The 11786-nt window shown below is 74.3% G+C and carries 7 protein-coding genes; 1 reads left to right on the forward strand and 6 read right to left on the reverse strand.

Annotated features, from left to right (window positions below; genetic code table 11):
* Positions 1 to 15: 15 nt before the first annotated feature.
* Positions 16 to 942: a lysophospholipid acyltransferase family protein gene (locus WMF39_RS23440; protein ID WP_437747683.1), complete on the forward strand. Its 927-nt coding sequence runs from the start codon at positions 16 to 18 to the stop codon at positions 940 to 942.
* Between the two features lie 28 nt (positions 943 to 970).
* On the opposite strand, the gene WMF39_RS23445 is transcribed toward WMF39_RS23440, so the two are convergent.
* The 6 genes from WMF39_RS23445 to WMF39_RS23470 form a co-directional block, all read right to left on the reverse strand.
* A complete protein-coding gene (locus tag WMF39_RS23445; RefSeq protein WP_437747684.1) occupies positions 971 to 1957 on the reverse strand; it encodes a S66 peptidase family protein in 987 nt (328 codons plus the stop codon).
* Positions 1947 to 7322, reverse strand: a complete 5376-nt coding sequence (locus WMF39_RS23450; protein WP_437747685.1) for a hypothetical protein — start codon at positions 7320 to 7322, stop codon at positions 1947 to 1949. Before WMF39_RS23450 ends, WMF39_RS23445 begins: the two co-directional genes overlap by 11 nt.
* 178 nt (positions 7323 to 7500) lie before the next feature.
* Entirely contained in the window at positions 7501 to 9156 is a 1656-nt protein-coding gene (locus WMF39_RS23455; RefSeq protein WP_437747686.1) for a protein kinase domain-containing protein, read from the reverse strand.
* A 93-nt stretch (positions 9157 to 9249) separates the two neighbouring features.
* Complete coding sequence (locus WMF39_RS23460) at positions 9250 to 10284, reverse strand: hypothetical protein (protein ID WP_437747687.1); 1035 nt, start codon at positions 10282 to 10284, stop codon at positions 9250 to 9252.
* On the reverse strand, positions 10284 to 11345 hold the full coding sequence (locus tag WMF39_RS23465; RefSeq protein WP_437747688.1) for a tetratricopeptide repeat protein: 1062 nt from the start codon (positions 11343 to 11345) through the stop codon (positions 10284 to 10286). The genes WMF39_RS23460 and WMF39_RS23465 overlap by 1 nt, the downstream gene beginning before the upstream one ends.
* A 78-nt stretch (positions 11346 to 11423) precedes the next feature.
* The gene (locus WMF39_RS23470) at positions 11424 to 11732 is read right to left on the reverse strand and encodes a hypothetical protein (protein ID WP_437747689.1); all 309 of its coding nucleotides are present in this window, start codon (positions 11730 to 11732) and stop codon (positions 11424 to 11426) included.
* Between the last annotated feature and the right edge of the window lie 54 nt (positions 11733 to 11786).

An 11786-nucleotide genomic window follows, 5' to 3' on the forward strand; every position in this document is an offset into this window, starting at 1 on the left:
TATCGTCCGCCGCCCATGGCCAGCAGAACGACGCTCGCCAGGCTGAGCCACTTCGTCACGCACAGCGCGCTGCCGCTCGCGCGCGTCGGGGTCGACAGCCTGCGCGGCACGATCGACGACGCGACAATCCGGCTGCTCGGTCAGGATTTCGAGGACCGTCTGCGCCGGGTCGCGCTGCCTCACGCGGCGGACGGGGTCGACCCGTTCGGGCTCGACCGGGAGTGGGCGAAGTACGCGGTCGGGGTCGCCGCGTTCTTTCATCGCTTCTATTTCCGGACCGAGGTGTTCGGCATCGAGCGTGTCCCGACCGGCCGTGTGCTCCTCATCGCGAACCACTCGGGGCAGCTCCCGTTCGACGGCATGCTCATCGCGGCCTCGCTGTTCCTGGACGCGGAGCCGCCGCGCGTGATGCGGAGCATGGTCGAGAAGTGGACGCAGACGCTGCCGTTCGTGGCGACCTTCTTCTCGCGCGTGGGCCAGGTGGTCGGCGTCCCCGAGAACGCGCGCCGGCTGCTCGACATGGGCGCGGCGATCCTGGTGTTCCCGGAGGGGACGAAGGGGATCTCGAAGGGGTTCTCCAGCCGCTATCAGCTGCTCGACTTCGGGCTCGGGTTCATGCGGCTCGCGCTCGAGACCGACACGCCGATCGTGCCCATCGCGGTCATCGGGGGCGAGGAACAGTACATCTCGCTCGGCAACCTCGAGTCGGTCTCGAAGGCGCTCGGCATGCCGACGTTCCCGATCATCCCACAGCTCCTGCTCCCCGGCGGCCAGCTGCCGCTGCCGACCCGATACCGGATCTACTTCGGCGAGCCGATGACGTTCCACGGCGACCCCGACGACGACGACGCGGTGATCCAGGAGAAGGTGGCGCTCGTGAAGGGTCGGATCCAGTCGATGCTGAACCGCGGCCTGAAGGAGCGGAAGAGCGTCTTCTGGTGATCGCGTGACCGCGTGACCGCGCGGGCGCTCAGGCGCCCGCCAGCGTGACCGCGGCGTCGGGGCCGTGAGCGAGGACGCGCGCGTGGCCGCCGAGGATGGCCGGCTCGTTGCGATGGCCGTGGCCGATCGGCAGCCCGGCGACGACGGGGATGCCCAGCGGGAGCAGCCTGTCGCGGAGGACCTCGTCCACCGTGATGCGGTCGGGGCCTGGGGCGCACTGATCGAAGTCGCCGAGGACCACCGCCGCGGCCGGGGCGAGGTGGCCGCCGACCTCCAGCGTCGCGAGCATGCGATCGATGCGGTAGGGCCGCTCGGTGACGTCCTCGAGCAGGAGGATGCACCCCTCCGGGACCCGGAGCCGCCCCGCGGCGGCGCAGGCGTGGAGCAGGGCCAGGTTGCCGCCGAAGAGCGGCCCCTCGGCCACGCCGGCGCGCAGCGTGGTGAGGCCGTCGAAGCGGCGCTCACCCCGCGGATCTTCGAGGGCGCGGATCAGCGCGGCGCGGACGCGGGCGTCGCCGCGCCCGAGCGCGGTGACATGGACGCCATGAAGCGACGCCACGCCCGCGCGCGCTGCCTCGACGTGGAGGGCCGTTACGTCGGAGAAGCCGACGATCCAGCGGGGGTGCGCTGCGAGGGCGCTCCAGTCGAGCCGGTGGACGAACCGGTTCGCGCCGTAGCCGCCGCGGGCCGCGAAGATGGCCCTGACGTCGGGGTGCGAAAGCGCGCGGGCGAGCTCGTCGCTGCGCCGGGCGTCGCTGCCGGCCAGGTACCCGGCCCGCGCGAACAGCCCGTGATGGGAGGGCGCCGACAGCGATGGCGGCCCGCCTCGCCGGCCGTCGCCGTCGAACGGAGGCCCCTCGCCCGCGTCGAAGAGGACGCGGTAGCGCTGGGCGAGCCAGCCGATGCCGACACGCGCGAGGACGTGCTCGAACGGGCTGGAAGGGGCGATCACCGCGACGGTATCGCCCGGCCGTAGCGCCGGGGGCAGGATCGGCGGGGGAGAGCTAGCGAGCACCTGGGTCGTCGTCGATCAACTCCACGTCTTCCGCATCCGTGTCGACGTCGATCGCGTCGGAGCCAGGTAAGGGCGGCACGACAGGCGCCATGGGGGCGGCGGGCGCGACGGGCAGCGCAGGGGCCGAGAGGGGCGCCTCATCGTGCGCTCGATGGGCCTCGCCGTTGTCGATGTCGCCGAGCGTCCGCGGCCCTGCGTGAGCGTCGAACTCCGACCACTGCGCGGGAGCGGCTGGCGCATCGGAATACGCCGCCGGAGCAACGTGGATGACCTGGGTGGCGCTATCCAGAGGGAGCCTCTGCCCCTCGCGCAGAACCACATCGACATCGGCAGCGCCGCTGCCCGCGTCGGCCGCGTCGGCGTGCGCAGCGACGCCGTAGGCCCAGACCTGCTGCTCCGGCTCGACCGGCAGCGCTTGCGAGGCGGCGGCGTCCGCCGGCTGCGCCTGGGGAGCCGACAGCGCCTCCGCCGCCGGGTACGCCTCCACAGCCGGGTACGCCTCCGCCGCCGGGTACACCTCCACAGCCGGGTACACCTCCGCCGCCGGGTACGCCTCCGCCGCCGGGTACGCCTCAACCGGCTGCGCCTCCACAGCCGGGTACGCCTCCGCCGCCGGGTACGCCTCAACCGGCTGCGCCTCCGCAACCGGCTGCGCCTCCGCAACCGGCTGCGCCTCCGCGGCCGGCTGCGCCTCGACGCCCTCGTGCGCCTCGAAGCCCGCGTAGCCGTTGCTCACCGCCGCCACCGCGCCGGCCTCGAGGCCGAGCGTCTCGAGCGCCGGCGCCCGGGGCGCGAGCGGCGGCTCGGTCAGCGGCGGGCCCGGCGCGCGCGTCGGCAGCGAAGGAGGCGGCGGGGTGCGCTTGAGCTTGCCGGTCTTGGCCCGCTCGAGGCCCGCGGTCGCGTCCGGATCCCCCGCCTTCATGCGGAGGACGCGGCGCCAGGCGTCCGCCGCCTCGCGCGCTTCGCCGAGCTCCTCCTCCCAGAGGCGCGCCACCTTGCGCGCGAGCTCCGCCCGCTGCGCCGGATCGCGGCCGCGGAGGATCTGGTCCTCGTAGAGCTGGATCATGCCGCGGTGATCGCCGAGCTCCAGCAGGAGACCCGACAGGTCGTTCACCACGTCCTGATCCGAGGGCGACAGATCGTGAAGCTTCTTCAGATCCGCCGCGGCGCCCTGCCGGTCGCCGAGCACGTCGCGCCGCAGCCTGGCGCGACGCTGCAGGAGCTTGCGCACGAGCGGGCCGTCAAAGACCTCGTCCAGCGCGCGGTCCAGCGTCGCGCCGACGCGGGGCAGGTCGCCCACCTCGCGCCCGAGGGCCTCGAGCGCGTCGAGCGAAGCGTCGTCGACCTGCGTGAGCACGGCGCCGCCCAGCCAGCCGAAGGCGCGGTCGACGTCGCCGAGATCCTGGTAGGCGATCGTGGCCGCGCGCCGCAGGAGCGCCGCCCGGGTGCGGCCGCCGTCGCGCGAGCCCTGGCCGCCGGCCGCGAGCGCCTCGGCGAGGACCGTGCGCAGCGCCGTCGACCGCGACCGCTCGTCGTCGTCCCGCGCCACCTGCTCGAGCGTGGCGATCGTCTCCTCCTGGACGCCGCCGCCGAGGGCCAGCTCGAAGAAGCTCCTCGCCCGGTCGATGGCGCCACGCTCGCAGGCGATCTGGGCGGCGCGGACGAGCGCCGCGAGGCGATCGGCCGGCGTGCGGCACCGGCTGACCTGGCGCTCGAAGAGATCGATGATGAGGCCCGGCGCCTCGGCCAGCGCCGCGAGCCGCTGGAGCAGCGGCTCGACCTCGGCGGTCGGCACGCTCGCGAGCGCGCCCTCGCCGTGGTGGATCGACTCCAGCGGATCGGCGCCCACGGAGACCCGGACCTCGGCCTGCCGCACGAGCTCGGCCGCCCGGGCCGCGCCCGAGAGATCCCTCGCGAGGAGCTCGTGCGCGACGGCGAGGGCCTCGCGATCCTGGAGCTCCACCGCGATCGCCTCGAGCTTCTCCGCGAGGCCGGCGTCGGCGGTGCGGGAGCGCGCGAGCTCCATCGCCACGCGCGCGGCGTCCTTCTGGCGACCGACCTCCACGAAACGCTCGAAGGCCCCGCGCAGGGCGACCTCGCGCCCCGCGCGCGCGATCGACTCGTTCCAGGCGACCAGCTTGGTCGCGACGATCCCCTTCCACCCGTGCCGATCGCCGAGCGCGACGTACGCCTCTCGGCACGGCTCGTCGCCCTGATCGGCGAGCCACTCCAGGAGCGCCAGCGCCTCATCGCTCTTGCCCAGCTGCTGGTCGAGGATCTCGGCGAGGCGCCGGGTCATCTGCGACGCCTCGTCGTCGTCGCCCTCCACCTCGATCAGGATCGCCATCAGGCGCGCGACCTTCGGCCAGTCGTTCAGCCGCTCGGCGAGCCGCAGGAGCCGGGCGACCGCGTCGAGGTCGTCCGGCTCGACGGCGTGAACGATCTCGAGCGCCCGGACGGCGCCGCGCGGATCGTCGAGCGGGCCCTCGTACAGCGCCGCGAGCCGCTGCGCGATGTCGACCTGGTCGTGGCCGTACACGAGCACGAGCTCACGCTCGAGCGCGCCCGCGACGCCCCTCGGGTTGCCGCGCCGCTCCTCCAGATCGGCGATCCCCTGCAGCGCGATCCGGTTCTGCGGATCGAGCGTCGCCACGACCGCCTCGTAGCGCGCGATCGCGGCCTCGAGGTCGCCGGGGCCCTCCGCGAGCATGCGCGCCTCGCGCAGGGCGAGCGAGATCTTGCCGGGCTCGCTGTCCGTCAGATCGCCGAGCTTGCGGAGGAGCTCCGCGCCCTGCTGGTGATCGCCACGCTCGCCTGCGTCCTGGGCCAGCCGCTCGATGGCCTCGGCGTCATCGCCGTCGGCGAGCAGGAGCGTGAGCGTCGCGCGCTCCCCGTCGCGATCGCCGAGCTCGCGCTGCAGGGCCGCCGCGGCCCGCCGCGCCGCGACGCGCTCCGCCCTGTCGCCGAGCACCTCGGCCCGGCTCAGGAGGAACCGCACGAGCTCGGGCCACCGATGGGCGCGCCGGTAGAGATCCTCGATCGCGGGGGCGGCGTCGGTCGCCGGATCGATCTCGATGGCGCGCTCGACGCGGTCGAGCGCGCCGTCGACGTCCCCGGCGCTGAGGAGCAGCTCGGCGGCCTGGACGAGGAGCGCCGGGCGCGCCTTGCGGTCCGCGAGCAGCGCGCGCTCACAGAGCGCCCTCGCCGCCTCGGCGAGCCGCCCCGCCGCGACGTAGGCCTTCTGCGCGAGCTCCCACAGCCTCGGTTGGCGCAGCAGCTCGGCGGCCTGGCCGTAGGCGTCGCCGGCGGCGCCCGGCTCATCGAGCCGCATCCGGAGCTCGCCGAGCTTCTGAAGGAGCGGTCCGTGGTTCAGCTTCCCCTGGAACCAGGAGGTCGCGTCGGAGAGGACCCGCGCAGCGAGATCGAAGCGCTCGCCGCGCTCGAAGAGCTTGACGGCGGACAGGAGCGCCGCGCCGTCGTCAGGCATGAGGCCCGCGATCCGCACCCACGCCTCCGCGGCCGCGATGGGGTCGCGGCGCTTTTGCTCATGGAGCGCGACGAGCGCCTTCTCGATCTCGACCCTCTGCGCGACGTCGGGCGTCGCCGCGGCGTCGTGCTCGAGCAGCGCGGCGAGGTCGTCCCACCGCGAGCTCCGCTCGAGCAGCCGCCTTAGCTCGGCCTGCGCCTGCGCGTCGCCGGGATCGAGCTCTGAGAGCAGCTTCCAGGCCTGGACCGCCGAGTCGACGTCGCGCAGCTGCGCCTCGCAAAGCCCGGCGACGTCGCGCAGCTGCGCCTTCCTGCGCTCGATGGGCGCCTCGGGGACGCGCGCCGCCGCGAGCAGGACGTCCCGCAGCTCGACGAACATCCGCTTTTGGCGCAGCTGCTCCTCGACCTGCGCGAGCACGTCCGGGTTGGCCGGCTCGCCCTTGAGCACCTCGCGGAGCTTGGCGAGCGTCAGCGGCTTGCGGAGCTCGGCCGGCTCCTCCCTCGGCGGCTGCAGCGCCTCCGAGGGAGCCGAGCCGCCGAAGGCATCAGGCGCCGGCGCGGCGCCGGCCAGGCCGTACGCCCCCCCGGAGGCCGGCGACGCGGCATCCGCGGGCGAAGCCAGCGTGTCCGGCGCCGTCGACCCCGGCGCGGGAGCGAACGAAGACGCCGGCGCGAACGCGGCCACCCCCGGCTCGACCAGCCCAGCGGCAGCCGGCGACGAGAGGACGCCCGAGGGTGGCACGGACGCATGCGCAAGGACGGCTCCCGCGCTGGGCGGCACCGACGACCGGTGCGCAGGCGCGGCAGCCACACCCATGGGCGGCGGCGGCACCGACGGCAGCCGCGGGGGGGGCGGCACGGACGCCCGCTTGCGCGCCTCGGGGGCCATGAACCCGTTCGGGTTGACCTGGAGGTAGGCGAGGTAGCGCGGGCGGAGCTCCGCGATGCGGCCCAGCTGCTTCCCGTAATGGTCGGCGAGCTGCATCGCGCGATCGTGCCCGGGCGCCGCGCGGAGGGCGTAGACCGAGTACGAGTAGCCGTACTCCCCGTCGTACGTCTCCGCGAGCGCCACGAAGAGCTCCGCGGCCTCGTCGCGCTCTGGCTGCGGCACCGGCTCGCCCGCCTCGATGCGGTCGACGATGGCGACGCCGAGCGCCTGGATGAGCCCCATGTCGTGCGGCACGAACGCGCGCGCGTTCCGCAGCGCCACGGTGGAGCCCGCGAGATCGCCGGCGCGGCGCCGGATGTCGGCCTCGTCGCGCAGCAGGGCGAGCCGCCGATCCGGGTCGTCGACGAGCGCCTGCTCCATCGCGAAGTACGGGATCGCCTCGGCGTACTGCTGCTGGGCCTTCAGCATCTCGCGGGCGGCGTAGATGGCGTAGACGTTGTGCGGATCGAGCTCCGCCAGGCGGCGCCAGTTCTCGAGGGCGCGCTCCGGCCGCGAGAGCGGCGGCTCGCTCCACAGCCGGCCGAGCTCCTCGTGCAGGGTCGAGACCTGCGCGCGCACCTCGGGCCGCTCGAAGAGCAGCGGCGTGAGCGCCTTGACGAGCCGCTCCAGGAGCGCGACGAGCGCCTTCTGATCGCCCTTGTCGCGGTAGAGCTGCGCCAGCCGCTCCGCCGCGGTCCGCTGCGTCGGATCCTTGTCGATGGCGATCATGAGCGTCCGCGCGGCGTGGTGCGCGTCGCCGATGGTGGTCGACCACACGTTCGCGGCCTCGCTCAGCCAGTGCGCCGCGTACGATGGATCTGCGGTGGAGCTGCCGACGCGCTCGAGCAGCATGGCGTACGAGCGCGGGTCCTGCTCCCCGGCTCGGTGAGCATACGCCAGGGCTTCCCCGTCATGCGGATTCGTGACGAGCCGCTGGACGAGCGTTTCCATCTCCCGGGGATCCATCGGTGCGCGGCGAAGTTACACGTTAGCCTCCGGCTCGTACAGCGACTCTCGGCGTCCTTCGCGATTGGACGCCGCTGTCTCTCGCGCGACGGGACTCCATGGAAGAGCGGGCCTTCGGGGGCCCACGTCGGCCTTGCGCAGCGGTCCCGCGCGCGTGCCGTCATCAGTCGAATTTCACATACGGCTTGCGCGGCTGCGCTGGCTTTCGCCTCGGTGTCGACGCCGAGGGTACGCCCGTGGGCGCGGGCGCCGCGCTGGCGGCCCCCGCGGGCGGCGCGGCGGGCGGCAGCGCCGGCGCCGTCGGCGCGGCAGGCGGCAGCGCCGGCGCCGTCGGCGCGGCAGGCGGCAGCGCCGGCGCCGTCGGCGCGGCGGCGGGCGGCGGGTCGGCGCGCGAAATCGCGCTCGCGAGTGCCCTCGCTTCCAGCGCTACACCTTTCTGAAGGCTGCGCGCGCTGCCGTCCGCAGGCCGGCGGAGCTCGCGCACGGCAAGCGCCATCACGATCAGGGTCAGGGCGCCGGCGCCGACGGCCACGCGCGAGGTGCGCCTCCGTGGCGCGGGACGCAGCGTGCTCGGCGCCTGCGCGGCGCCTTCGCCGTCGCCTACGACCGCGAGCAGCTCGCTCGTGGCGCCGGCCTCGGCGGGCTGAGCCGGGCCGAGGCGCTCGCGGTCGAGGCTCGGCCTGGCCTCGTCCATCGCACGATCGAGCTCGGCGATGAACTCCTGGGCGCTCCGCGGCCGATCCTCGGGCCGCTTGGCCAGGGCGCGCTGCAGGAGATGCGAGAGCGACGGCGGTATCCTGGCGTCCGGCGCGGCCTCGCTCGCCGGCACGGGCGACGACTTGATGTGCCTCGCCATCACGACGACCGCATCGTCGTCGATGAACGGCGGCCTCCCGACCAGCATCTGGTAGAGCAGGACGCCGAGCGAGTAGAGGTCGCTCCGCGCGTCGAGCGGCCTGCCCTGCGCCTGTTCCGGCGACATGTACCGCGGCGTCCCGAAGACGGTGCCTGCCTGGGTCTCGAGGGCGTCGACCGGCCGCTCTGTCCCGGTCATCACCTTCGCGATGCCGAAATCGAGCACCTTGCCGATCTCCTCGTGCTCACCCGCGGGGGGCCTCGCAAGGAACAGGTTGTCCGGCTTGAGGTCCCTGTGGATGATCCCCTTGTCGTGCGCCTCGGCCAGCGACAGGAGCGCGTGCCGCGCGAAGCGGGCGGCGTCGCCCAGGCGCAGCCGCCGCAGGCGCTTGAGCCGCTGACCGAGCGACTCGCCCTCGAGCAGCTCCATCGCGAGGTAGAGGGAGCCGCTGCTCGACGTCGTCCCCTCCACGGGCGAGCTCTGCTCTGCGGAGCGACCGTGGCCGAAGGCCGCGTCCGTCGCGTCGTCCACGATCTCGCCGAAATCGAACACGGTGACCGTGTGCGGCGACCGGAGGAGGCTCATCGCGCGCGCTTCGCGGGTGAAGCGCGCCTTCGCCTGCGCGTCGAAGGCCCTGTCCGACCGCAGTATCTTGATGGCCACGTCGCGGCCCATCGCCTCCTGGCGCGCGCGGTACACCGTGCCCATCGAGCCGGCGCCGAGCTTGCCCACGATCACGAACCGATCCGCGATCGTGATCCCCAGGAACGGATCTCCGTCGGCCTCGCCGAGCACCTCGCGGCTCACGAGGGCCAGCCCGTCGTGGGGGCAACGAGGCAGCCTCGCGCTCTGGCCGTCCTGGGAACCGCGCTCGCCTGTGGGAGACGGAAGCTGGCTGGACGAGCTCCTCCCCTCCAGCGCGACGGCCCCGAGGTGGTGACAGCGCGGGCAAATCAGCGCCATGGCCCTGCTGGGCTCGCCGGGCGACCCGGGGGCGCTGGCTGGGAACTGGCCGTCAGCTGCACGAACTACCACCGCGATGGGGGGGATCGTCCGTTACTTGGGCTCGCATCGCAAGGCCCACGACTCGCCTGTCGCTCGCGGGTGGCAGCCGAAGAACGCGGCGTCGCCGCAGGACGCATCGCTGCAGCAGACGTCGCTACAGAATCGCTGCGTTTGTTCAGGATCCTTGATGCACATACCACTCCGACAGTCCTCGGGCGTGGAGCACGGAGCGCCGGTGGCCGCGAGGCTGTCCCCGGACAGCAGCGTGATGCACGCGCGGACGGTCGAGCGTCCGTCGATCGCGAGCTCAGCGCAGCCGACGCGCTGCCTCACCTCGCCGGGCGTGTCCGGGCACATCTCCGAGCCACAGCACGGGATGGTGCAGCGGCCGCTCCTTTCGCTCCCTTCAACCTGCGCGCAAAGCCCGGACGCGCAGTCCTCGTCCCGAGCGCACGGCTCGAAGTAGCCTCCATCGCCCAAGGCGGCGGCCTGGCACGCCCAGGCCGGACCGGACGCGACGAGGCCCGTCGTGAGCCGGCACGCCGCCCCGTTCGTGGCGCAGCTGGTGTCGGAACAGCAGGCGTCGACGCAGGCGCCGTCGTTGCAGATGCCAGATCGGCAGTCGCCGGGCGCGGCGCAAGGCGCGCCGGAGAGCCGCGCGCCCACGTCGGGCCGGCCGACCTCCCGGCCGATGCGACAGAGGCCGCTCCCTCCGCCGTCGGGGATCCAGCAGACCGCATCCCGGGCAGGATCGCAGTCGCTCGAGCTGCAGCAGGCGCGCGAGCAACCGCGCGGCCCCTCGACGTCGAACAGCGCGGGATCGAGGCAGAAATCGAGCGCTCCGCAGTCCTCGCGCCGCGCGCAGCGCGCGCCCAGCGCGCGCTCCAGCTGCTGCTCGGCGCAGGCGCCGTCCCTGCAAACGGCGCCCTCGGGGCACGCCGGCGGGCCGAGCGCGCCCTCGTCCGTGCAGTGCACCGGGCCCAGCGTGCCGTCGACGAGGACCTCGCACCCGGCGCCGAGCGACACGAGCGCGGCGAGCGCGGCGAGCGCGCGGAGCAGCCTGCGCCACGCGGCGCTGGGGCGCATCAGAACTGCACCCGGAGCCGGGCTCCCTCGGCGCCCAGCGACAGGCGGATCCCCTGCGCCCCTGCACCGGCGTCGCGCGGGAGACGGCGATCCTGCCCCGGCGTCAGCGCACGCGCGCCGGCGGCCGAGGCCCCGCGAGCGGCCGGGCTCGCCGCGGGGGCCCCGGGAGACAGGTACAGGTAGAGCGCCGCTGCCCCGGAGAGTCCGGCGATCAGCAAGGCGACATCCGCGGCGACGGCGCACCGGTGGGCGGCGCTCGCGTCGGCCTGCAGGTCGGCGATGGAGACGCCGGCCCCGGTGCGCTCGCCGGCGCCGGGATCCCGCGCCAAGGCGAGCGCGGCGAAGACGCCGCCGACCACGAGCGACCCCGCGGCGATGCCCCCGCTGACGCCGAGCCAGGTCGCGCGCGGCATCGCGCTGCCGACCGCCACGGGATGGCGCGGCGAGCGCGGCAAATACGGCAGCGCCGTGGAGACCGAGGCGGCCTTCGCGGGCGCGGACGGCGGCGGCTTCGCGCTGGCGAGCTCCCGCTTCGCGCCCTTGAGCCGCTTGAGGACCGCGTGCACCTCCTCACGCGCCTTCGGGAGCGCCTCCATGTCGAGGTAGCGGCGGTAGTAGCGCTCGGCCTCGTCGATCTCGCCCAGCCGCTCGTGGATCATCGCCAGGTTGTAGATGAGCTCTTTGCCCTCGGGATCGAGCGCAACGGCGGCCTCCAGCTTCGCGATGGCCGCGCGGTACTCGCCGTGCTGGTAGCGCCGCTGCGCCTCGTCGTGCAGCGCCGTCGCTCGCTCGATGCGGAGCCGCTTCTCCTCCTCGTCTCGCGAGAGCGGCGGCGGGGCGGGAGGGCTCGGCCCGCCGCCCTGCGGCGGCTGCGCGGGCGGGGCGGCGGGCGCGACCACAGGCGCGCGGAGCGGCTCCGGCGGGGGCACCTGCGCCGCCAATGCCGACGGCGCGCTGTGGGCGACCGTCGCGGCGGCGACGACCGCGGAGGCGAAGCACACGACGATGCGCCCGGCCTCGAAGCCGATCGAGCGAAGCAAGCGCGCTGTGTGGCTCGTCACGGCCGCCCACCATAGCGTAACTTCCGCGCGGATAACGGCGTCTTGCGGCGGGCGGGGTGAAGGCCGCCGCCGCGGCGATCACCTGAGCTTGCAGCTGTACTCGCCGGCGAACACGAGCGCCCGCTCGCACCTGACGTCCACGGTGCGCTTCGCCGTGGTGAACTCGAAGGTCTGGCCGAACGGCGTCCGCTCCAGCCGCGTCATCTGGGCTCTGCAGCCCTCGCTCGCGCGGCGCGGCTCCGGCGCGCTCGCGGCGCCGTCCTCGCCGCACGCGACGAGCGCCGCCCTCCGTTCGACGTCGGCGTTGTCGGAGACGACGTTGTAGACCGCCGAGACGCTGAACGCGACGCAGAGGGCGAAGAGGGCGAGCTGGCCGAAGCGCTTCACAGCCCGAGCTTACCCTGTCCGGCGCGCGAGGGGCTCGTCGCCGCGCGCGACCCG

It is taken from the genome of Sorangium sp. So ce1504, from assembly GCF_051521635.1.
In the GTDB taxonomy this organism is placed as follows: domain Bacteria; phylum Myxococcota_A; class Polyangia; order Polyangiales; family Polyangiaceae; genus Sorangium; species Sorangium cellulosum_B.

What these genes read in the sequence shown, in the direction of transcription:
- WMF39_RS23440 (WP_437747683.1), top strand. Translation starts at nt 16, where the DNA reads ATGGCCAGCAGAACGACGCTCGCCAGGCTGAGCCACTTCGTCACGCAC.
- WMF39_RS23450 (WP_437747685.1), bottom strand. Translation starts at nt 7,322, where the DNA reads ATGGAAACGCTCGTCCAGCGGCTCGTCACGAATCCGCATGACGGGGAA.
- WMF39_RS23455 (WP_437747686.1), bottom strand. Translation starts at nt 9,156, where the DNA reads ATGGCGCTGATTTGCCCGCGCTGTCACCACCTCGGGGCCGTCGCGCTG.
- WMF39_RS23460 (WP_437747687.1), bottom strand. Translation starts at nt 10,284, where the DNA reads ATGCGCCCCAGCGCCGCGTGGCGCAGGCTGCTCCGCGCGCTCGCCGCG.